Genomic DNA, 23,016 nt, shown 5'->3' with positions numbered 1-23,016 from the left:
ATGATTGAAGTCGAGCGTGCACTGTTCCCCGTTTTTTTTAGACAATTTTTTATTTTAAAATTGTTCTTTAAGACTAAAAAAAGGTAATAATTTCATATCTTTTCAAACTAAGTAAATATTGTTTTCATTTAAAAAATTGTCTAAAAAAAACGGAACAGCGCAGAGAATCAAAGGCAAAAAAGCACCGGCCCAACAACAACCACCACTTAAAAATAAAAAAATATTAAAGTTAAATTTTTTATTGGTGTTAATGTTTCGAGATACCGGTACCATTTTCATTATTTTGTCTGATTTCATAAATTTTTAGTAAAGTGGATAACGAATCCTATTATTTTAATATCGATATTAACTAGTTTTTTAATATCATTTAAGATTTTATTCTTTTCTTGTTAACATTTTGTGGAACTTACCCTTTTTTTAAACATGAATCGGTTTATCGATTGCCCCTAAAAGAGTTTCAAAGGTTAATTCTGATAATGTTGGATGAGGATGAATAGCTTGTGCAAGTTCATAAGCTGTTCCTTCTAATTCCATTCCAACAGCAATTTCACTAATTAATTCGGTGGCATTATAAGCATAAATATGCATTCCAATAATTTCTAAATGTTTTTTATCAACAATTATTTTAGCAAATCCTTCTTTTTCACCATCAGCTAAAGCTTTACCGATGGCAGCAAGGGGAACTTTAGAAACTTTATAATTAATTTGTTTCATTTTAGCTTCTTGTTCAGTAATTCCGATAGCAGCAATTTCAGGAAAGCCATAAATACAAGAAGGAATACGACAATAATTTATCCCGTGAGTTTCACTTTTTCCTAAGGCATGCATCACAGCGATAATGGCTTCATGACTGGCTACGTGGGCTAACATATGTTTGCCATTTACATCACCAATTGCATAAACTCCAGGAAGAGAAGTTTGTAAAAATTCATTAGTTATGATGCTGTTATTAGTTTTTTCTAAATTAATCTTTTCTAATCCGGCTAAGTTGGGTCTTGTTCCTACAGCCATCAAAATAATTTCTGCTTCTTTTGTGCTTTTAATTTTTTTATGAGTATAGGTTATTTTGTGATCCTGAATGGAATTAATTTCTACTTCGGTTAAAATATTAATCCCATCAGCTTTTAATTTTTTGGTGTAAGCATCGACAATATCACTATCTGAGCCATTTAAAATGTTTGCTTGTCTTTCTAAAATAGTAACATCGGCTCCGAAAGATTTATGAATAGTAGCAAACTCAACCCCAATTACTCCACCACCGATAATAGTGATATTTTGAGGATGTTTGTCTAATTGTAATAATTCTTTACTAGTTTTTAAAATATTTTTTTGATAAGTTTCTAAAGCGCCTGGAATCGGAGGAATGAAAGCACTTGACCCTGTTGCAATAATTAGATTTTTAGTTTCTAATAATTTTTCGTCAACTTGTATTTTGTTAGGAGAAAGAACAGTTGCAAAACCATTATAAACATCAATTTTGTTTTTTTTCATTAAAAAAGCAATACCATTAGTTAATTGATCAACAATTTTATTTTTACGATTCAAAATCGAAAGCCAATTAAAGGTTGGAGGTTGGCTAATTATAATGCCAAAATCTTGAGCATATTTGATAGTTTGATACACTTTAGCGCTTTTTAAATAAGCTTTGGTAGGGATACAACCATAATTAAGACAAATACCGCCTAATTTATGTTTTTCTATTAAAGCCACTTTAGCTCCTAATTGAGCTGCTTTGATAGCAGCTACGTATCCTCCGGGACCTCCCCCAATTATTAAAATATCATAATTTTTCATATTCACGTTATGCTTTCTTATTTTAAGATAAAAGTAATAAAGTAGGTAAACTTAACAATTCTTTAATTCGTTTTAAAAATCTTCCTCCGTCAGCTCCATCAATAATACGGTGGTCAATTGCAAGGGAAAGTGGTAACATGTCAGCAATAATAATTTGATTGTTTTCTATAATGGCTTTTTTGGAAATTTTTCCAACTCCTAAAATAGCTAATTCAGGATAGTTAATCACAGGAGTACCATAACTAATATCTAAAGAACCGAAATTAGTGATAGTAAAAGTACCGTTTTGTAATTGTTCTAATTGAACTTTTCTTTCGGTAGTTGCCTTTGCTACTTCTTGTAAGTTTTTTGCTAATTCCAAAAGATTTAATTTATTAGCATTTTTGACATTAGGAACAATTAAACCGTCTTTAGTATCAACTGCAATTCCTAAATTAATAATTTTTTTTAAAATAATTTCCTCTTTGTCATCATCATAACTAGCATTAAAAATGGGGAATTCTTCCAAAGCAATCGCGACTGCTTTCATGATAAAAGCCATAAAAGTCAGTTTAATTCCTTGTTTTTCGGCTTGTATTTTAGCTTGTTTTCTTAAAGTAACTAAAGCAGTAATGTTAATTTCATCCATTAAAGTTGTTTCTGGAATGGTGTTTTTTGAAAGGACCATTTTTTGTGCAATTGCTTTTCTTAAACGTGAAATTTTAATGATTTCTGTTTGCTCAGCGGCATTAACTGTTTTTAATTCAGTTTCTTCTGTCATCAAAGAACTTTTTGCAGTTGTTTGTTTTGTTTTTTCTATAGTTTTTTGACTTGCAAGAATATCCTCTTTTAAGATTTTGCCACCAAAACCACTTCCTTTGATGGTGTTTAAATTAATTCCTAATTCTTTAGCTAAACTTCGAACTAAAGGAGTTGCTAACACTTTCTTAGTGTTGTTAGGATTTGATTTTATTGCAGTTATGTCTGCAGTTTTTGTGGCGGAAGAAGCAATCGAAGCGGTTGTTGTTTGTTTAACTTCTACTTCAGTGTCTCCTGGTTCTTTAATTAAAACAAGCATTTCTCCAACATTAATCACATCGCCTTCTTTGTGAGTCATGTCAATGATAGTACCTGTAACAGGAGAGGTTAGTTCAACGTCTAATTTGTCTGTTTCTACTTGAACTAAAATATCACCTTCTTTAATTGGATCGCCTATTTTAAAAAACCACCTTGTGATGGTTCCTTCATGAATGCCTTCTCCGACATCAGTAAATTTAAATTCAAACATGTTTTCTCCTTTGTTGTGGTTATTCTTCTAAAACTACTTTACGGATAGCGTGAGATATTTTTTCAGGACTTAAAAATTGATGATGTTCTGCTTTGGCTAAAGGCATAGTAATGTCATTACCAGTCACTCTTGCTGGGGCAGCTTCTAAATGCATAAAAGCTTTTTCATTTACTAAAGTTATCAATTCACCAGCTGGTCCATAAGTTTTGCAAGCTTCATGTACTACTAAAAAACGACCCGTTTTTTTAACTGAATCAATTACAGTTTCGCGGTCAATAGGGTTAATACTTCTTAAATCGATGAGTTCAACTGAAATTTCATTATTTAGTTGTTTGATGGCTAATTGAGTTTCTATCACCATAGCTCCCCAAGCAACAACTGTAATATCTGAACCTTCTTGAATTATTTTAGCTTTACCAATTTCAATTTCATAGTCATTTTCTGGCACTTCTTGTTTGAAACCACGATAAATTCTTTTTGGTTCCATAAAAATAACTGGATCAGGATCATTAATAGCTGCCATCAATAAACCTTTGGCATCATAGGGATTAGAAGGAATCACAACTTTTAAACCAGGAACAGAACCTAAAATCACTTCTAAACTTTCGGAGTGATGTTCTAAAGATTTAACTCCACCACCGACAGGAACTCTGACTACCATAGGCACAGTGCGAGTTCCACGACTACGATTACGCATACGGGCTGCATGGGCAAATAAATCTTCTAAACCAACAAAAATAAAACCGTCAAATTGAATTTCTGCGATTGGTTTTAAACCATTGATTGCCATACCAATTGCACTTCCGATAATAGCTGATTCTGCGATAGGAGTATTAAAAACACGATTTTCACCATATTTGTCTTGCAATCCTTGAGTAACGCGAAAAACTCCTCCTAATTTACCTACATCCTGTCCAAAAACCACTATATTAGGATCTTTTTGTAATTGACTATCTAAAGTTTGATTAATTGCTTTTAATAATGTCATTAAAGCCATGATTACTTACCTTCTTTCTGATTAAAAAAAGCTTGGCATTCTTGATATTGTTCTTCTAATTGAGGAGTCATTTTGTCATAAGTATGTTCAAAAATTTCTCTTAATTTGATTTTGCTCCCATATTGTTCTACTTTTTGGTGAGATAAAACTATTTCTTGTTGTGCTTCTGCTTCTATTTGTTTTACTTGTTCTAAACTGAGATATCCTTTTTTAATTAAGTACGCTTGAAAACGTAAGATAGGATCTTTTTTTCTCCATTCGTTTTCTTCTTCTTTACTGCGATAAACAGAAGCGTTATCGTTGGTAGAATGAGCTTCTAGTCGATAAGCTATGTTTTCAATCAAAATTGGACCTTCTCCACTTCTTGCGCGTTTTAAAGCTTCTTTGACTGCTACATAAACCGCTAAAACATCATTTCCATCTACTTGCATCCCTGGAATTCCAAAAGCATAACATTTTTGCGCTAAAGTTGATGTTTTTGAAACTTTATTACGAGGATTAGAAATAGAATATTGATTATTTTGAATTAAAACTACCAAAGGAACCTCAAAGACAGCAGCATAGTTAAGACCAGCATTAAATTCTTCATGAGCGGTCCCACCATCACCAATAGTTGCAATAATAGCTTCTTTTTTATTTTGGTATTTGCTTGCAAAAGCCAATCCAGCGCCTAAGTTAACGCTTGAACCAATAATTATGTTAGTTGGTAAAATACGTAATTTCGGATCTAATTGAGAACCTTTTTCGTTACCATACCAATAAAGATAAAATTGTTCTACAGAAACACCGCGATAAAAGAAAATACCACCATCACGGTAATAAGGTGAAACCCAATCTTGCGGTTCTAAAGCAGCAGCAGCACCAATTTGAGAAGCTTCCGCGCCAGAATTTAGTAAATAATTACCCATTCTTCCTTGGCGTTGATATTTTAAAGCCGCCAAATCTGCTTGTCTGCCTAAAACCATAGTTTTATACATTTTTAATAAAACATCTTTTTCAATTTTTGGTTCTAATTCAGGTTTAACGAGGTTTCCTTGAACGTCAAGAATTTCTAATTTTTGTCCTTTTAGAGGTTCATAAACGTTAGTTAACATTGCAAATTCTCCTTATTTCTTTGGATTAAATATAATTTTCTTTTGGATTAAATATAATTTATTGATTATCTTAGTATCAAATAATTTTTTAACTTTTAAATACAGTAAATGAATATTTTTATATAAATGATACATCTACATTTTAATTGTACTCCAAATTATAACTTTTGTCAAAAAAAAATTTTGTTTTTTGGTACCAGTCCAAGAACAGCAATCACCCAAAAACAAAAAAAACGTAGTCATTGCAGATATACAAACATTTTTGGGCTGTTTCTTTTTTTCATACAATTTTTAATTTTAAAATCAATCTTTAAAACTTAAAATTAAGTAGTGCAGTGACTATATTTTTTTGAACTTTTTTTAATTTTTTCAACAATAACTTTTGTTATCACAACGAGTAAAGTTATTGTTAAAAATATTATAATGAAAATGTTATAATTGAATTGTAAAAAAATATTTTTATTATTTTTTTTGGTTGAACCCAAAATAGATCCAAAATCACCTTAAAAAAACAAAAATATAACTATTATTTATTCATATTAACAATAAATACTGATTTGAGGTACCGTTTATGGAACAAAAAAGAATTTTAATTCGTTTTGGAGAGCTTTTTTTAAAAGGTAAAAATAAAAAATATTTTATTCAAAAATTAAAAAAACTTTTACAAAACAAAATGAAACATTTAGCTAATATTAATTTACAAGTTAAACAAGATTATGCTTATCTAGATTATTGTTCAAGTTTAGAAGTTGAAGTTTTGAAAAGATTATCTTATGTCTCGGGTATTTTTTCTTTCGTAGTTGTGATTCAAGCTAATAAAGATATAGATGATATTGTTAAAAAAACTTCTTTATTATTGAAAGAAAAAATTAAAAAACCAGTTTTATTCAAAATTGAAACAATAAGAAAAGATAAAAGATTTTTTTTAACCAGTTTAGAATTAACTCAAAGAGTTGCTCCTTTGATTTTAAAATCTTTGCCAGGTTTGTTACAAGTTGATGTTAAAAAAGCAGAAGTAATTTTAAATATTGAAGTTAGAAAAGAGCAAGTTTATCTTTATTTAAAAAATGATCAAAAAAAAGCTTTAGGAGGTTTTCCTAATTTTTCTTCTGGCAAAGGGCTTGTTTTTTTAAGCGGAGGAATTGATTCTCCGGTAGCAGCCTATTTAGCTATGAAAAAAGGAATTGAAATTGAATTATTGCATTTCGAATCAAGTCCCTTAACGCCTTTAGAATCAGTACAAAAAGTGATTGATTTGGCTAAAATTTTAAGTCGTTATTCTGCCAACAATCAAATTAAATTACATTTAGTTCCTTTTAGGGTTTTGCAAGAAACTATCCGCAAAAAGATTTCAGACCCCTACATTATTAATGTTATGCGTCGGATGATGTATCGTTTAGCTAATCGATTTGCACAAATAAATCGTCATTTATGTTTAATTAATGGAGAATCAGTTGGACAAGTAGCTAGTCAAACTTTAGAAAGTATGCAAACAATTTCACAGGTTGCCAACATCAATATTTTAAGGCCTTTGGCAACCATGGATAAAAGTCAAATTATTGAAATTGCTAAAAATATTGATACTTTTGATATTTCGATTCGCCCTTTTCAAGATTGCTGTACTCTTTATCTTCCTTTAGCTCCCGTTACCAAACCAACTATTAAAAAAGTTGAAAAAGAAGAACATTTTTTTGATTATCATCAATTATTAAAATCATCTTTAGAACAAATTATTACTTTAAGAATTGAAGAAAATTTAGAATTTAATCTTTTAGATTTTGGTTTTTATGACACCAAAGAAGCAATTAATAATTTTTGTAAGCAAAAACCAGAACAAAAAATAATTTTTAATCGATTCAAAGGTGATTTAGATGATTACTTCAAATCAAAATCCTACTTTTAAAAAATTAAAAAAATTAAAGTTAAAAAAATATCGTGATTTATATCAACAATTTTTAGTATATGGAAATCACTTAATTGAACAATCTCAAAAAACTTTATATCAAAATACTTTAATAGAAATTTATACTTCTACAGAAACAAAAGAAGGCACTTTGATAAGCCCTATTTTAATGAAAGAATTATCACAAACAAAAACAGTTTTTGATCAAATAGCTCTTTGTCGCGTTCCTTTAGCAAGTGATTTGTTAAATGATAAAATTTTAGCATTAGAAAATATCCAAGACCCCGCTAATCTTGGAGCTTTAATGAGAAGCGCCCTTGCTTTTGGTTTTCATCAAATTTTTGTAAGTTTTCATAGTGCTGATTTTTATCACGAAAAAACGGTTAGAGTTAGTCAAGGGGCTTTATTTGAACTTGCTTTACAAAGAGGCAACTTGAAAAACTTTTTAGAAAATCTCAAAAATAAAGATTATCGCATATTTAGTACTTCACCTCATAAAACTAATTTTGATATTCAAACATCTCAAAGATATTTAAAGAAGGTTTTAGTTTTAGGCAACGAAGGAACAGGAATTTCACCTTTAATAGAATCTCTTTCAGATGGTTTATTAAAGATTGAAACGCAAAAAGTAGAAAGTTTGAATGTAGCAATAGCTGGTAGTATTTTAATGTATCTTTTATAATTATTTGTTACTTTTTATCATTTTTTAACGAAAGATAATTTTTATGAATAAAAAATATAAGAAAAAAGGTTTAAAAATGAATATATTGCACGATATTAACCCTAAAAGAATTACTAAAGAAGAATTTATATCAGTAATTGAAATTCCTCAAGGAAGCAAAAAAAAATATGAAATCGATAAAGAAACAGGAATGTTATTGTTGGATCGTTTTTTGACGACTTCTTTTCGCTATCCTGTCAATTATGGTTTCATCCCTTTAACTCATTGCGAAGACAATGATCCTTTAGATGTCTTAGTTTTGGCCCAAGAAAGCTTAGCTTCCTTGTCTTTAGTAAAATGTCGTCCGCTGGGAGTAATTAAAATGATTGATAATAACGAATTAGATGAAAAAATCATTGCAGTTCCTATGGCGGATGTAGTTTTTAAAGATTTTTATGATTTATCAGATATTTCTGTTTCTTTGTTAGCAGAAATAAAACATTTTTTTCTAAATTATAAAGCATTAGAAAAAAAAAATGTGATTATAGAAGCAATCCAAGGAAAAAAAGAAGCTTTGCAAGCAATTGAAAAAAGTATTTTAACTTATCGAAAATTAAAAAAGCATTAAACATTGTTACATCATGGTTTTATCTTTTTTTTATTATCTAATTGGGAAAGACAAATATAGTTATCCAATGATTAGTCAACTATTTTTATTTTCCTAATTAAAGAAGTTTTTTATTTTTTCAAAACTCAAAGGTGATATTAATTCAACAACCAAATCTTTTTTTGGTTGTTTTTTTGTTATTTTATTAAGTTTAATTTATTCTTTAAGAAGGTGCATTTTATCATTATGAAAACAATAATCACCAATAAAAAAGCATTTTATGATTTTTTTTTAGAAAAGAAAAAATATCATGCTGGTATAAAGCTCTTAGGTAGCGAAGTTAAATCAATTAGATTAGGTAAAATAAGTTTAAATAACGCTTATGTTTGTGTTAAAAATGAAGAAATTTTTGTAGTTAATATGGTTGTTTTAAAATATCCTTTTAGTTGTTCTTTACAGTATGATGAAAAAAGAATTAAAAAACTTTTATTGCAAAAAAAAGAAATTCTTCAAATTCAAAATAAAATTAAAACTCAAGGTTTTTTAGTTATTCCTTTAAAAGTTTATTTTGAAAAAAATTTAGTTAAAGTGGAAATCGTTTTAGGTAAAGGCAAAAAAAAATACGATAAAAGAAATAGATTAAAAGAAAAAGAAGCTAATTTATCCATCCAACAAACTTTAAAAAAAATGAATCAGTAAAAAACTTATAATAACTATTTTGAAAAAAAGAAAAAATAAAATTAACTTTTGATTTGTTGATAAATGTTTATTTTTCCGAAAGAATGAAAAAATTTTATATTGTTAAATTGTAAAAGAAAGGATATCAAAAATGAATATTTCTAAAACTCGTTTTATTAAGTTTTTAAAAGTGTTGAAATATGTTAATTATAAATATTTATACCAAAATAAAAGTCAGTTTTTGGGTGAATTTGGTCATGAATTACATAATTTAATGACTGAAGAGACTTATGATAAAAAGATAAGTTTTTTAGAATCCCAATTAGATGACAAGTCAATTGTTAATTTAGATCAAAAACATTTAGCAACGATGCAACCTTATTATCAAAAATTAGAATTGCTTGCAGGAAAATATTTACAAAAACATTTTACAGGTGATGTTATTTATTCTTTGGATACTTACCAACAACAAAAGTTCCAAATGACAAAAGAAAAACATCAATTTTATTGTTTTTTAGATGGTTATCAAGAAGATGAAAAGACTATTCGTATTTTTGAAACCAAAGCAACTACTAGCAAAAAATTTTTACAATTAAAATTTCAAAATGAAGCCAAAAAAACAATCCTCTTTTTCGAACAGGAAAAACCTAACATATTAACCCCTAACGACTTTGCTAAAAACATCACCGATAAAAACTATCAACAAAAACTTAAAAACCTTATTAATCCTTATGATCAAGTAGGTAAATATATATACGACTTAACTTATCAAAGATTAGTGATTGAAAATAGCCTTACCAAAAAACAAAAAAATAAAATTAGAAAATATTATTTAGTAGTTTTGAATGCTGATTATATTTTAGATAATATTAAAGACGTCTTTCAAGACCAAAATTTAATTACTTTGATTGATTTAACTGCAATTACTGCTCAAAGCGAACAAATATTAAAACAAGATAAAAACCTTTTAATCAAACATTTAGCTAATAAAAAAAAAGCCACTATACAAACTCATTTTTTACCTCAAAAAATATTGACTTTTTTTGAATTAATTCCAGATAAAAATAATATTTTTAATTATTTGCATAATCATCTCGGTTTTTCAGGCAAAAAAATAAAAGATTTAATTGAACAAAATTATTATCAAATTCTTAGTTTGCCGTTTGCATGGTTAAAACGATTTAATAACCGTATTCAATATAAAACTATCAAAACCAAACTTTCTTATTATCATTTTGAAAAAATCAATTTAGGTTTAAAACAATTAAAATACCCTCTTTATTATTTAGATTTTGAATCTTTTCCTTGTCCTTTTCCAAGATTTTCAGGTGAAAGTCCTTATAGTCAATCTCTTTTTCAGTTTTCCTTGCATATTGAAAAAATTCCTGGTGTATGTCATAAAGAACATGATCATATTTCTTTTTTAGCCCCCGACCATAAAGATCATAGAGAAAAATTACTTATTAATTTACTAAAAGCCATTCAAGATGATAATGGCTCGATTATTGTTTATCACAAATCTTTTGAAACAAGCCGTTTAAAGGAATTAGCTTTATTTTTTCCTAAATATAAAACTCAATTACATAATTTAATTACAAGAATATTGGATCTCAAAGATCTTTTAAAAGGCAATGAGAAATTTTATCAAAATTTAGGAATGGATAAAAATGAAGCTCAAGGAATTAACTTTTATCACGAACAGTTGCAAGGATCTTTTTCTATTAAAAAAGTTGCTCCTTTATTTTGCAATTTTACTTATTCTAATTTAACTATTCAAAACGGAATTGAAGCTTTTATAACTTATCTTCGTTTTCCTTCAATGTCCCAAAAAGAATTTCAACTAAAATATCAAGCTTTAGAAAAATATTGTCAACAAGATACTTGGGTTATGGTAGAAATTTTAAAAAGTTTACAGGCTAAAAATAAAAATCGTAATTTTCCTCATCTTACTTTCAAAGATATTGATCAAAAAAAGATATCTTTTTAATTTTTATTATATTAAAAAGATATAAAAAAATCGTTATCAATTTTATTTAATTTTTATATTAAAAAATATAATTTGTCTCTTTTACATGATATAATAATATTATAGGTTGCTTTATTTGTTAAAATGTTAAAAATAAGAGTAGTGCTTTTTTGAGTTATTGCTTTTTTCGACTTTTGTATTTTATTAGCTGTTTTTAATTTATTTTCTTGACATTTTTTTTTAATATACTATCTAAAATAATAAAAGGAGAAACTGTTTTGATTAGTAAGAATTTTTTTAAACTTTTAGATAAAATAGTGCAAGAAAGAGATTTACCGAGGGAAGAAGTGGTTGAAGCTTTTACTAAAGGATTGATTGCTGGTTGTAAAAAAAATCATCGAGTTAAAAGTTGCCGTGTTCATTTAAAAGAAGATAAAAGCAAAATGATTTTATATAAACAATTTATAGTTACTGATGAAACCAATATTAACACTATAAACTTAAAAGAATGGACACCTATTGATTTAGAAGAGGCACAAAAAATTAAACTACAGGCTAGAGTAGGTCAAGTTATTGAAATTAAGGTTGATCCTAAAGAATTTAATTTATATGCTATCAAAGAATTTAAAAACCAATTCAACGAAGAACTAACTAAAAAGAAAAGAGAAAGTATTTATCATTTTTTTAAACAACAAGAAGGTAAACTGATTAGTGCCAAAATTCTTTCCGAAAACGAAAAATTTTATAATTTAGAATTAGAAAAAGAAATCACTACTTTATTGCTAAAAAAAGAAATTTCTAGTAATAATCTACCACATGTAGGCGAAAGAATTCAAGTTTTTTTGTCGGAAGTAAAAAAAACTAATAAATGGCCTAAACTTTTTGTAAGTCATAATCATGTCGGTCTTGTAGTCAAAGTTTTTGAAGAAAATATTCCTGAAATACAAGAAGGGATTGTAAAAATTATGATAATTGCCCGTATTTCTGGTGAACGGACAAAAATTGGATTGCTTTCTTATGATCCTCAAGTTGATGCTATTGGTTCTTGTATTGGCGAAAATAGCAATCGGATTAAACATATTATCAAAATTTTAAAAGGTGAAAAAATTGATTTGTTTAATTGGAGTGAAGATCAAAAAGAATTAATTAGTAACGCTTTAAAACCAGCTCAATGTATCGATGTTATTATTAAAAATAATGTTAATAAGTGTGCTTTAGCTATTATTCCAGATGATCAATTTTCTTTAGCTATTGGAAAATTAGGTAAAAATGTTAAATTAGCAGTCGAAGTAACTAAATGGAATATCGATATTAAAACCCTATCGCAAGCTCAAAAAGAAGGAATTATATAATTAAAAGATGAATATTTTAAGGACTTGTATAGTTACTAAACAAAACAAAAATCCTATTAAAATGATTAGAGTTAATGTTGATAAATTAGGTGAAGTAGCAATTGATTACGATCAAAAGTTACAAGGAAGAGGAGCTTATTTGAGCCTAAAAATAGAATATGTTAAATTAGTTCAAAAAAAGAAACTTTTAGATAAAAAACTTAAAACTCGTGTTCCCGAAGAGATTTATCAAACTCTTTTAAAATTTGTTTTATTGAAAAATAACTCAAAAGAAAATTTAAATAATTTCAACGATAAATAATTATTTTTAACTATTTTGATTCTTGATTTGTTTAATGAAAATATAAAAGGAGGGATATCAATGACCTTTGATAAAAAGAAAAATAAATTAGAGTCTCGTGAAAATAACAAAGCATTGGAAACAAAAAAGACTTTAAAAAACGATTTGAGAAATAAAACTTATTCTTTTAACCCTGAAGATAAAGTTTATCAAATAGCTCAAGCTTTTGGTATTTCTAGCGCCTCTTTAATTCAGAAATTATTGCAATCAGGAGTACAAGCCAATGTTAATCAAATTTTGGATAAAGAAACAATTAAAAATTTAGCCAAAGTTTGTAATGTTGAATTTTTAGAAACAGTCAAAACAGTAAACGAATTCAAAACTAAAAAAATCATAGAAGAAAAAGCAAAAGACAAAACAATTTTAGAAAAAATGCCACCTATTGTCACCATTATGGGCCATGTGGATCACGGCAAAACAACTTTATTGGATGCTATTCGCAAAACTCGAGTTGTTGACCAAGAATTTGGAGGGATTACTCAGCATATTGGCGCTTATCAAGTGGATTATCAAAATAATAAAATAACTTTTATTGATACCCCAGGCCATGAAGCTTTTAGTAAAATGAGAGCTAGAGGAGCTAAAATAACAAATATTTGCGTTTTAGTTGTTGCAGTTGATGATTGCGTTAAGCCTCAAACAATTGAAGCTTTAAAACACGCTCAAAAAGAAAAAATACCTATTATTGTTGCCCTTAATAAAGTAGATAAGCCAAACAATAATAGCCAACAAATTATGACAGAATTATCTAATTTTGATTTATTACCTGAAGAATGGGGGGGGACAACCTCTTATATATCTATTTCAGCGCTTAAAAAAGAAGGCCTTGATAAATTATTAGAAATAATTTTGCTTTTAAGTGAAATTCAAGATCTAAAAGCAGATTCTCACAAATTAGCCCAAGGAACAGTTATTGAAGCTAGTTTGGATAAATCTTTAGGACCTGTTGCTACTTTTATTGTTAGTGATGGCAACCTAAAAGTAAGTGATATTGTTGTTGTTGGTAATACTTTTGGTAAAATACGTTCTATGGAAGATGAAAATAAAAAATCATTAAAAAAGGTTTTGCCTTCTCAACCAGTTAGAGTTTCAGGATTAAAAGAAGTTCCGCAAGCAGGAGATATTTTTTATGTTGTCGCTAACGAAAAAGAAGCGCGTAAAATTGTTTTTGAATTAAAAACAAAGAAGCAACAAATTTTAGCTAAAACAATATTACCACAAGATTTAACAAGTATTTTACAAAATATTGAAAAAGAGCAGCCCAAAGAACTTAATATTATTTTAAAAGCAGATACTCAAGGAAGTTTAGAAGCTATTTGCGGGATGATTGAAAAAATCAAAGTTTCTGATTTAAAAGTTAATATTTTGCGTGCTTTGGTTGGTACTATCACTGAAAAAGATATTTCTCTAATTGAATCATCAGAAAGTCTTTTAATAGGTTTTAATATTAAAATATCATCTTCTGTTTTAAAATTAGCTCAAAACCAAAAAATTAAAATTATTATGCATAACATCATTTATCGCATCATTGAAGATATTGAAAAAAAATTAAAACAAATGGTAAAACCTATTTTTGAAGAAGTTATCACAGGACAAGCCGAAGTAAGAAAAATATTCCATATTAGTAAAATTGGTAATATTGCTGGTTGTTATGTTACTCAAGGTATCATCAATAATAATGATTTTGCTAAAATAATTCGCGATGGTGAAGTTATATTTAAAGGTAAAATTAGCTCTTTGAAACATTTAAAAGACAATATTAAATCTTCTAAACAAGGTTATGAATGTGGTATTTTACTTGATCGTTTTAACGATTTTATTATCAATGATATAATAGAGACATCTAAATTAAACAAAATGGAGAATTAGAAAATGATTGTAACAACAGCTGAAAGAATGGCTAGCGCCATTAAAAAAGAATTGATTTTAATCAACGAAATTATTCAAGATGAACAAATAGGTTATATTAATTTAACCGATGTTCAAGTAACCAAAGATTTGTCTTTTGCTAATATTTATTATACTATTTTAAGTGACTCTCCAGATATTTTAAAATTAGTTTCTGATATGATTGAGCAAAATAAAGTAGTTATACGAATGGAATTAGCCAAAAAAATTAAAAATTTTAGAAAAATACCTAATTTAATTTTTAAATATGACAAATCTTTATCTTATGGTCTCCATATAGAAAAAATTTTAAAAAATATAAAAAAATAATTATTTTAAATTAGATGTGTTTGTGAGAAAGATTTGCATTTATTCACTTTACTATAAATTAGTCTCACTCTAAACTTTTAAAGCATACATCTTTCTATATTGCTCTCTCTTTTGAAAATTTGCTGTCTTGCTTTACACTATCACATCGCTGTTTATTTCTTTTATTGCTGCAGTAATGGTTGTTATTCATTTTTTGTTAGTTGATTGTTTTAAGTTTTACTCCAATGATTATTAAATAGTCTTTTTACCTTTTATCCTATCAACTAAATGATGTTTATGTGCGCTGGGAGAATTTATTTTGTGACTTTTAGGGATTTCAAAGTTACTTCTATAACGTACTTTGATTATTTTTAGACTCATTTTAATTATATTTAGTTGCTAGATAATATATTTAGAATATATATTTTAGCTCTTTGTTAATTTAATAGCTGTTTTGATGTTTCTGTGGTTCTAATTAACAATTTCACAGAAACATCTTAAAAATTTTCTTATAAGTTTATTTATTTCGTGTTTATGGAAGATAAATTTCTCTATTTCCGTATTTTCCCTATCGATAACATTTTGCTTAGTGAATTTAACTAATTTCGTGTTAATGTCTATTTTCTTGTGTTAACAAAACAAGCCGATTTTTAGGTTTTATGTGGTTGGTATTAGTAACATTTCTATCATAGTTAATTGAATTAGTTTATATTTGGATCTGTTTGACCATTCTTTTCTATCCAATATTTTTTTGGTTTTTTGAAAATCAATATTTTACAAACCATTTTTCAAAAAAATAAAAAGGCATAATCATGAAAATTATTATTGGTTTGGGTAATCCAGGACAAGAATTTAAAAATACTTGTCATAATATAGGATTTTTAGTTTTAGACTCTTTTTTAAAAGAAAATAAATATCAAATTATTCAAAATTCAGGTAAAGCTCATATTTATCAAATACAATTTAATAACTGTATATCTTTTTTGGTTAAACCACAAATGTATATGAATTTATCTGGAAAAGTAGTTAAAAATATTTTAGATAAATATCAAATTAAAATAGAAGATGTTTTAGTTATTTTAGATGATATTTGTTTGCCAGAAGGTGAAATTAAATTAAAACCTCAAGGTGGTCACGCAGGACATAATGGTTTAAGAAATATTATTGATTCTTGTAACACCAATAAATTTAAAAGATTGAAAATAGGGGTTGGTTATGACTCCAAAATTACTTTAAATCAATATCTTTTAACCCCTTTTAATTTGGAAAAACAAAAGCAAATTTTGCAAAATATCGATAACATTCAAGAAATTATAATCAAATTTATTCAAGGAATAGATTTTAATTCCTTGATGAATTATTATAATGTTAAAAACAAAAGCAAGTATTTATAAATACTTGCTTTTTAATTTATTTTTTTTTGGGATAATGATTATCTTTATAAATTTTAATTTTAGAAATAACTTTATCTTTGCATTGTAAAACTTCGAATTGGTATCCTTTGTAAGCGATTTTAATTTTTTCATCTTTTTGAGGGAATCTACCTAATTGTCCGATTAAAAAACCACTTAAAGTATCATAATCTCCACTATTAAACTCGATTTTAATAATTTCTTTAATTTCTTCTAAATTAGAAAAACCATTAGCAATATATTCCCCTTGGTCGACCTCTTTAATCATTACTTCTTCATCTTTGTCATATTCATCAAAAATTTCACCTAAGATTTCTTCGATTAAATCTTCAAAAGTAATAATACCTGCTGTTCCACCATGTTCATCAATAACTATTGCTATATGATTTTTATTGGATTGCATTTCGCGAAACAATTCACTAGTATTTTTAGAATCGGGGACAAAATAAGGTTTTCTAATGAAATTTTTGATATTAAAAATTTCATTATCGGTACGAAACATTAAATATTTAAAAATATCTTTGATGTGAACAACACCTATAATGTTATCAATATTATTTTCATAAACAGGAAAACGAGTATATTTTTGATTTCTAATAAATTCAATCATTTCTTCTTTAGTAATATCATCATTAATAGCAACAACTTGAGTGCGATGACGCATGACCTCAAAAATAGCTGTATGATCAAAATCAAAAATATTTTGAATCATATTATTTTCGTTTTTATCGATAATCCCTTTGCGATAACTTGAGTTTAACATTAAACGAAGTTCATCTTCCGAAACTGAAACATTATTTTTATTTGGGTTAATACCAAAAATCATTAAAAAAAGATTACTTATTTTAGTTAAAATCCAAACTAAAGGCTTAATAATCCAAGATATTAATAAAATCGGAGTAGCAAAAAAATAAGCGGTTTTAGAAGGAGCACTCATCGCTAAACGTTTAGGAATTAATTCACCAAAAATAATAGAAGCAACAATAATAATCGTTTCTATTAATATAGGTTTGAGCCACTTATTAAGAACATCACTATTATGACTATTAGATAGATAAGTGGATGTTACAATATTACCTTGAAAAAAAGTAATGATGTGAATCATAATTTGAATAACAGATAAAAAAGCAGTTGGCTTTTCTTTGATTTTTTTAACTCTTAAAGCTTTTTTGTTACCTTTTTTAATATCTAATTCTATTTTACTTTCATTAGTAGAAATAAAAGATATTTCACTAGCTGCAAAAAAAGCGTTTAATAAAATTAAAATGATTAACAATAATATTGGCCCCATCTTAAAAAACAACCTTTGGTATGAAAAAACCATTTTGTCGACGCATAATTTTTTTATGCATCTTATCTATCTTGAACAATTTTATACTATCACTATCGTCCATATTTTTTTTAAATCAATACCTCACTCTTATATTTAAATTTAAATAACTAACTTACTTTATTTTAACATAAATATGCAAAAATGTCAATTTTTTGTACTGACTACAAAATTTAAAAATTTTTTCAATTTATTCAAGTAATAGACTTACGAAATCGTAAGTCTTTTTTTGTCGATTTTCTTAATTTGAGGAAATAAGAAAAAATGAAAATAATCACAAAAGATTTTATTCAAGAAATGAAAATCAATTTTAAATATTTTATAGTTCGGTCATATTTAAAAAAATAAATTTTGATAAAAACGAAATTTACGAAAAAAAGCGGATTCAATTTCAGAAATGATAGTTAGAAAAATTTTGAAAGAAGTTTCAAATTGGAATTTTAATTATTAATTTTTTAGAAAAAAAGATTTATTTTTAAAAATGTTTGAAATTGTGAGTAGAAAAAGTACTCGTTTTCAAAAAAATAGAAAGCAAAGGTTTGAATGCTTATTTTTATAAAACAATTAAAAGTTTAATTTTTAATTTGAAAAGTTCAAAAAATCGTTGGTAGCCCAAAAGAACGATTTTAAAGAAAAATTTATTTCAAACTGATTATTTTTTAATAATAAACAATTTGGATAAAATGTTATTCTTTTTTGGTTTATTTTTTTTGGATAATTCTATATGGTAAGCTCCACGAAAAGTGAACTGATAAAGAACAACACTTTTTGAGACAAAAAAGACATGACTCAAAAAAAATGTTTACTATTACTTTTATTATACACTACTAAAATCGCATTTCAACATAAAAAAAATTTTTTTGTTGTTCTTTAGTGGTACAAAAAACATAAAAAATTAATAAGTTTTTTAACATAATTGCGTAAAAAAATAACTTTCATTTAATTTTACTATTGACAATAACATTATTTAAGTGTATAATAAAAGATATATATTATAAAAGATATCCCCGCGAGGACGATTTGCTAGTGTTTTACTTGCTTTTTCGCAATGTATGGCAATTTTGGAAAAATGTATGGCATTGCAAAAAAACGCAAGTAAATAACAAATCAAAACGACCTTATTTAGAAAAATGTATGGCATTTATTATTGTATATAAATACTATCGTTTATTAAAAACTAAAAATATTGCCCTTTAATAAGATTTTAAAAGGGGTATTTGAGAATTTTATTAATATACCCCCTAAGACGTCACTAAGGGGCAAAATTAAGCGCTATATCAATATTATAAAAATTAATTAAACTTTTTTTTGAAAGAATTTAAAAAAAATCAAAAAAAATAACCATTCAAAAATAGAACGGCAATTATTTAAAATATTTTTTTTATATTCAATTGGAGATAAATAATTAAGAATTTTCATTTTTCGTTTGTAGTTATAATAATGCATATATTTATGAATAATATTTTTAACTTGATTTTCGGTTAAGTATTTCATTTTTTCGTAATGGAGAGTCTCTTTTTTTAAATTAGCCCAAAAAGTACTCCATACATGCATTTTCGGTTGGAGTTGCTTTTGCTGAAAAACTTTGATACATATTTTTATCTTTTACTGCTTTTTGATATCTTTTGGAGGTATAAATACTACCCCTATCACAATGTAGGATACAAAAATGATTTACTTTAGGAATGGGTTTGATAGTTTCTAAAATAAAATTAATGTCAGTGATAGTTGCAATGTTATAACTGATAATTTGTCGGTTGTATAAATCAAGAATAGCTGATACATATATTTTTGTACCTTTGGCACCAATTAAAATATAAGTCACGTCAGTACATAACCTTTGTAAAGGTGTATCGGCTTGAAAATTATTATTAATAAGATTTTTTAAATTATTTTCTTTTTGAATAGCTAAATTATAATAATATTGATGCTTGCGTTTAACTCTTTGTGAAAGCAAACCGAACTTATGCATCTGAGGTGTTCCGAAAGTTTAGACACTTTTTATTTTTTAAAAAATCTTTAAATAATTTTTGTCTTAACATTTTAATCCTTTCTAAAAACGTTTTTAGAAAAGATATGAAATGATTTTTTTAGTCTTTAAAACAAAAAAAAGACTAACTTAATAGTTAGTCTTAAAGAAATTTTAAAAAATAAAAAGTGTCTAAACTTTTGGAACAGCGCACATTCTTAAATTAAAAATATAAACACCCATTTAAAGAATTATTTTGCCTCTATATGACGTTTTAGGATGTATTTGTGAACCCCCCCCTCTTTTTCAAATAACAAATATAAAATACCTTAAAAGCCAATATTTTGATTTTAATGTTTTAAAAATATTATTTATTACATAATTACGTAAAAAAATAATTTTATTTATATTTTAGTGTTACAAGTATTTTATACTATTATAAAATAAAACTTGTTATTTGATATAAAATTTAAAAAATAATAAATATTATTATTTTATTTTCGTTTTGTTGTTTAAAAAAATGTTTTCATGATATAATAATAGTAATTAATAAGCAATTTGGTTTTTCGAAAAAAATCATATTTTTTTTCGACAAAATTGTTGCTCTCAACTGGTTCTATTTTTGTGGAGTTTATCAATATTTATCTTTGTCATTTATGTATTTTATATTGTAAATTATCGATATTTAATGTATTCAAATTTAATAAATTTATAAAAAATATTAAAAATTCATTAAGAAAGAGAATAATTATTAGGAAAATGTTAAAAATTAATAATATTTCAAAATTATATAAACAAAAAAAATATTCTTTTTTAGCTTTAGATAATATTAATTTAAATTTTCCTTCCAAAGGATTAATTTTTATTGTTGGTAAATCTGGTAGCGGCAAAACAACTTTAATGAATATTTTAGGAGGGCTTGACAAGTATACAGAAGGAGAAATTTTATTTAAAAATAAATCTACAAAAAATTTTAATGATAATGATTTTGATAATTATAGAAATTCTGTAATTGGATTCATTTTTCAAGATTATAATTTATTAGATGATTTTACAATCTATCAAAATATTTCAATTTCTTTAGAACTTCAGGGTAAAAAAGTTAATAATCAAATGATTAAATCAATTTTAGAAAAAGTTAATTTAATAAATATATCCGATCGTTCCATCAAAGATTTATCTGGTGGCCAAAAACAAAGAGTAGCTATTGCTAGAGCTATAATAAAAAATCCCGAGATTATAATAGGAGATGAACCAACAGCTGCTTTAGATAGTAAAACAAGCAAAAATATTTTTGAAATTTTCCAAAAAATATCTAAAGAAAAATTAGTAATTATTATTTCTCATGATTTAGAAGCTGCATATAACTATGGTGATCGTGTTATTGAGTTAGCGGACGGAAAAATTATTAATGACAAAACTAGAAATAATAAAAATATTTTCGAAGAAACATTAAAATTAAAACAAAACGCAGAATCCATTAAAGATTCTTATAAATGTATTAAATCTCGTTTACCTTTTAGTAAATCTTTTAAAATAGCAATTAACAATATTAAAAAAAAAATAACTAGTTTATGTTTTAATATTTTTTTAAGTGTTTTTGCTTTAGTTTTTTGCGGATTAGCATTAACTTTTTATTTTTATGATAAAGAAAAAGTTTCTATAATGTCTTTGAAAAATAATCCAGAGATACCATTAATTATTAGATTAAAAAATATTTATTCTAAAATGACAAATTCAGATATAGAAATTTTAAAAAATAAATATCCTGAAGCGGATTTACAATCTGTTTACTCTTATGAAGAATATTATTTTTCTTCTGAAATAAAAGAAGCTTTAAATAATTTATTTCGTGATAATCAAAATGAAATAACAGAAAAAATAAAAAATTTTTTTATAAAAGATAATAAAAGAATTGATATCGTTATATTTGATAATACAGAAAACTTTTGGAACAATATAGGATATCAAAAACCAACATTTCATGTTGAAGATAATGATATATTGTTTTCTAATTTATTGTTAAGTGAACTTGAAAATAATATAAGAGATCAAATTATAGATTCAGAAGAACAAAATAGAATATTAAATATTATAAATTTCAAAAAAGTTGATTTGAAAAATGAAGAATATAATTTTAATAAATTCGAAGAAGAAAAAGATATTAATGATAATAATTTGGTCGATAATTTTTTAAAAAGAATGATAGGGCAAAAATTAAATGAATTAGATAAAAAATTAGGTAATAAAAATTTAATGTTTATTTCTCAAACAAAATTCAACAATATTTTTGGTAATTTATTCAATGAATATACAAATAATAATTGGGATTTTGGAGTTAAAAGATTAATTGGTAATAAAGAAAAATTAAACGATCAACAATTAAAAAATTTAATATGTGAAAATAAAATATCAAATTTTTCTTTACAAAATATACCTACAATATTTTTTATAAATGTTTTAAATCCCATTTTAATATATTTAGTGATTATTTTTGGTTTTTTAGGGTTAAATTATGCTATATTCACAGTTATATTAATGTTTAACTTTATTTCAGATAGTATCAAAAATAAAATAAAAGATATTGGGGTTTTAAAAGCAATTGGAGCAAATAAATTTGATATTATGTCGATTTTTATTAAAGAAGTATTAATTATTGCAATAATAAATTGTACTTTATCTCTAAGTTTAATTTATTATATTATTAATTTCATAAATAAAAAAACATCTAATTTAGCTTGGATAAATATTATGGATTTTAATTTCAAAACTGTTTTTATTTTAGTTACTATGACTTTAACAATTTCTTTGATATCTACTTTTTATCAAATTATTAAAATTTCTCGTAAAAAACCTATTGATATTATTTTAAATAAATAAAATAAAAAAGACCAATTAAAGATTAATTGTTTATTTTTATTATTTATTATAAAAAAAATTATTATAAAAAGCTAACTTTTTTTAAAAATTAGCTTTTTTTTTAAACAAAGAGATTTTTTAATACGGTAAAACACTTAAAAAATTAATAAAGAAAAAAAGTTAGGTTATTTGTATCTAATTTTTTAGAAGTTTTTATTAAAATTAATAATTTATTAAAAAAACAATTATGACTTAAATTTTTCTAATAATTTTTGAAAAGCTTTTCAAAGTAAACTTATTATTTTCTTTTTCTAGGATCATTTTTTAAAAAAAATTGAAAGATTAAAAATCACAACATCATTTTACATTTCGTCAAAAAATCGATTATTTAACATAGATAACGAAATATTTAAACTAGGTTCTTCTTTAGGAGATGTGGAAAAAATAAGCAATGTAGACACAACTTACTACCTCCACTTCAACCATAAACAAGGCTATATAACCCTTTATACAGAAAAATTTAATACAAAAGAAAATAAATAATTAGAAAGAGAGAAAATATCAATGTTTAAATTAAAAATAAATTAAAGG

At 25.6% G+C, this 23,016-nt stretch carries 18 protein-coding genes; 11 read left to right on the top strand and 7 right to left on the bottom strand.

The window, feature by feature from the left end:
* Nucleotides 1-417: 417 nt before the first annotated feature.
* From lpdA to pdhA, 4 genes are read right to left on the bottom strand one after another with little or no spacing between them, the layout of a single operon-like run.
* Nucleotides 418-1,794 carry a dihydrolipoyl dehydrogenase gene (gene lpdA, locus PSOL_RS02680; RefSeq protein ID WP_349402215.1) on the bottom strand — a complete coding sequence of 459 codons (1,377 nt, stop codon included), beginning with the start codon at nt 1,792-1,794 and terminating at the stop codon, nt 418-420.
* 22 nt (nt 1,795-1,816) lie between these two features.
* Nucleotides 1,817-3,061, bottom strand: coding sequence for a dihydrolipoamide acetyltransferase family protein (locus tag PSOL_RS02675; protein WP_349401829.1), 1,245 nt, complete (start codon nt 3,059-3,061; stop codon nt 1,817-1,819).
* Between the two features lie 19 nt (nt 3,062-3,080).
* Nucleotides 3,081-4,058, bottom strand: coding sequence for an alpha-ketoacid dehydrogenase subunit beta (locus PSOL_RS02670; protein WP_349401828.1), 978 nt, complete (start codon nt 4,056-4,058; stop codon nt 3,081-3,083).
* A 2-nt stretch (nt 4,059-4,060) separates the two neighbouring features.
* On the bottom strand, nt 4,061-5,152 hold the full coding sequence (gene pdhA / locus PSOL_RS02665; RefSeq protein ID WP_349401827.1) for a pyruvate dehydrogenase (acetyl-transferring) E1 component subunit alpha: 1,092 nt from the start codon (nt 5,150-5,152) through the stop codon (nt 4,061-4,063).
* 571 nt (nt 5,153-5,723) lie between these two features.
* Here pdhA and thiI point away from each other — a divergent pair.
* The 10 genes from thiI to pth all read left to right on the top strand — a co-directional run bounded on the left by thiI (nt 5,724) and on the right by pth (nt 16,249).
* A complete protein-coding gene (gene thiI, locus PSOL_RS02660; RefSeq protein WP_349401826.1) occupies nt 5,724-7,055 on the top strand; it encodes a tRNA uracil 4-sulfurtransferase ThiI in 1,332 nt (443 codons plus the stop codon).
* Nucleotides 7,024-7,737 carry a TrmH family RNA methyltransferase gene (locus PSOL_RS02655; protein WP_349401825.1) on the top strand — a complete coding sequence of 238 codons (714 nt, stop codon included), beginning with the start codon at nt 7,024-7,026 and terminating at the stop codon, nt 7,735-7,737. The genes thiI and PSOL_RS02655 overlap by 32 nt, the downstream gene beginning before the upstream one ends.
* Nucleotides 7,738-7,813: 76 nt before the next feature.
* Nucleotides 7,814-8,344, top strand: coding sequence for an inorganic diphosphatase (locus PSOL_RS02650; RefSeq protein ID WP_349402214.1), 531 nt, complete (start codon nt 7,814-7,816; stop codon nt 8,342-8,344).
* Between the two features lie 225 nt (nt 8,345-8,569).
* Nucleotides 8,570-9,022: an SsrA-binding protein SmpB gene (gene smpB, locus PSOL_RS02645; RefSeq protein ID WP_349401824.1), complete on the top strand. Its 453-nt coding sequence runs from the start codon at nt 8,570-8,572 to the stop codon at nt 9,020-9,022.
* A 130-nt stretch (nt 9,023-9,152) separates the two neighbouring features.
* Nucleotides 9,153-10,988, top strand: coding sequence for a DUF2779 domain-containing protein (locus tag PSOL_RS02640; RefSeq protein ID WP_349401823.1), 1,836 nt, complete (start codon nt 9,153-9,155; stop codon nt 10,986-10,988).
* Nucleotides 10,989-11,245: 257 nt separating this feature from the next.
* Entirely contained in the window at nt 11,246-12,319 is a 1,074-nt protein-coding gene (gene nusA, locus PSOL_RS02635) for a transcription termination factor NusA (RefSeq protein ID WP_349401822.1), read from the top strand.
* 7 nt (nt 12,320-12,326) lie between these two features.
* Nucleotides 12,327-12,620 (top strand): YlxR family protein, encoded by a 294-nt coding sequence (locus PSOL_RS02630; protein ID WP_349401821.1) that lies wholly within the window; start codon nt 12,327-12,329, stop codon nt 12,618-12,620.
* Nucleotides 12,621-12,680: 60 nt separating this feature from the next.
* Entirely contained in the window at nt 12,681-14,528 is a 1,848-nt protein-coding gene (gene infB / locus PSOL_RS02625; RefSeq protein WP_349401820.1) for a translation initiation factor IF-2, read from the top strand.
* A 3-nt stretch (nt 14,529-14,531) separates the two neighbouring features.
* A complete protein-coding gene (gene rbfA, locus PSOL_RS02620) occupies nt 14,532-14,876 on the top strand; it encodes a 30S ribosome-binding factor RbfA (RefSeq protein WP_349401819.1) in 345 nt (114 codons plus the stop codon).
* Between the two features lie 791 nt (nt 14,877-15,667).
* Nucleotides 15,668-16,249, top strand: a complete 582-nt coding sequence (pth, locus tag PSOL_RS02615; RefSeq protein ID WP_349401818.1) for an aminoacyl-tRNA hydrolase — start codon at nt 15,668-15,670, stop codon at nt 16,247-16,249.
* A gap of 16 nt (nt 16,250-16,265) precedes the next feature.
* Here the strand turns inward: pth and PSOL_RS02610 are convergent, their stop codons facing one another.
* The 3 genes from PSOL_RS02610 to PSOL_RS02600 form a co-directional block, all read right to left on the bottom strand.
* Nucleotides 16,266-17,558 carry a hemolysin family protein gene (locus tag PSOL_RS02610; RefSeq protein ID WP_349401817.1) on the bottom strand — a complete coding sequence of 431 codons (1,293 nt, stop codon included), beginning with the start codon at nt 17,556-17,558 and terminating at the stop codon, nt 16,266-16,268.
* 1,335 nt (nt 17,559-18,893) lie between these two features.
* Entirely contained in the window at nt 18,894-19,091 is a 198-nt protein-coding gene (locus PSOL_RS02605; RefSeq protein ID WP_349401816.1) for an IS3 family transposase, read from the bottom strand.
* Nucleotides 19,092-19,122: 31 nt separating this feature from the next.
* A complete protein-coding gene (locus PSOL_RS02600; RefSeq protein WP_349401815.1) occupies nt 19,123-19,569 on the bottom strand; it encodes a DDE-type integrase/transposase/recombinase in 447 nt (148 codons plus the stop codon).
* A gap of 756 nt (nt 19,570-20,325) precedes the next feature.
* Here PSOL_RS02600 and PSOL_RS02595 point away from each other — a divergent pair.
* Nucleotides 20,326-22,446 (top strand): ABC transporter ATP-binding protein/permease, encoded by a 2,121-nt coding sequence (locus PSOL_RS02595; RefSeq protein WP_349401814.1) that lies wholly within the window; start codon nt 20,326-20,328, stop codon nt 22,444-22,446.
* The last annotated feature ends 570 nt before the right edge of the window (nt 22,447-23,016 follow it).

The organism is Candidatus Phytoplasma solani (assembly GCF_040126175.1).
Classification (GTDB): Bacteria; Bacillota_I; Bacilli_A; order Acholeplasmatales; family Acholeplasmataceae; genus Phytoplasma; species Phytoplasma solani_A.
This window is presented reverse-complemented; position numbering and strand designations above follow the sequence as displayed.

Coding starts and splice junctions, on each gene's coding strand:
- PSOL_RS02605 (WP_349401816.1), bottom strand. CDS start 19,091: ATGAAATACTTAACCGAAAATCAAGTTAAAAATATTATTCATAAATAT.
- PSOL_RS02630 (WP_349401821.1), top strand. CDS start 12,327: ATGAATATTTTAAGGACTTGTATAGTTACTAAACAAAACAAAAATCCT.
- PSOL_RS02610 (WP_349401817.1), bottom strand. CDS start 17,558: ATGGGGCCAATATTATTGTTAATCATTTTAATTTTATTAAACGCTTTT.
- lpdA (WP_349402215.1), bottom strand. CDS start 1,794: ATGAAAAATTATGATATTTTAATAATTGGGGGAGGTCCCGGAGGATAC.
- pth (WP_349401818.1), top strand. CDS start 15,668: ATGAAAATTATTATTGGTTTGGGTAATCCAGGACAAGAATTTAAAAAT.
- PSOL_RS02600 (WP_349401815.1), bottom strand. CDS start 19,569: ATGCATAAGTTCGGTTTGCTTTCACAAAGAGTTAAACGCAAGCATCAA.
- PSOL_RS02650 (WP_349402214.1), top strand. CDS start 7,814: ATGAATATATTGCACGATATTAACCCTAAAAGAATTACTAAAGAAGAA.
- PSOL_RS02595 (WP_349401814.1), top strand. CDS start 20,326: ATGTTAAAAATTAATAATATTTCAAAATTATATAAACAAAAAAAATAT.
- rbfA (WP_349401819.1), top strand. CDS start 14,532: ATGATTGTAACAACAGCTGAAAGAATGGCTAGCGCCATTAAAAAAGAA.
- thiI (WP_349401826.1), top strand. CDS start 5,724: ATGGAACAAAAAAGAATTTTAATTCGTTTTGGAGAGCTTTTTTTAAAA.
- PSOL_RS02675 (WP_349401829.1), bottom strand. CDS start 3,061: ATGTTTGAATTTAAATTTACTGATGTCGGAGAAGGCATTCATGAAGGA.
- pdhA (WP_349401827.1), bottom strand. CDS start 5,152: ATGTTAACTAACGTTTATGAACCTCTAAAAGGACAAAAATTAGAAATT.
- infB (WP_349401820.1), top strand. CDS start 12,681: ATGACCTTTGATAAAAAGAAAAATAAATTAGAGTCTCGTGAAAATAAC.
- PSOL_RS02640 (WP_349401823.1), top strand. CDS start 9,153: ATGAATATTTCTAAAACTCGTTTTATTAAGTTTTTAAAAGTGTTGAAA.
- PSOL_RS02670 (WP_349401828.1), bottom strand. CDS start 4,058: ATGGCTTTAATGACATTATTAAAAGCAATTAATCAAACTTTAGATAGT.
- PSOL_RS02655 (WP_349401825.1), top strand. CDS start 7,024: ATGATTACTTCAAATCAAAATCCTACTTTTAAAAAATTAAAAAAATTA.
- smpB (WP_349401824.1), top strand. CDS start 8,570: ATGAAAACAATAATCACCAATAAAAAAGCATTTTATGATTTTTTTTTA.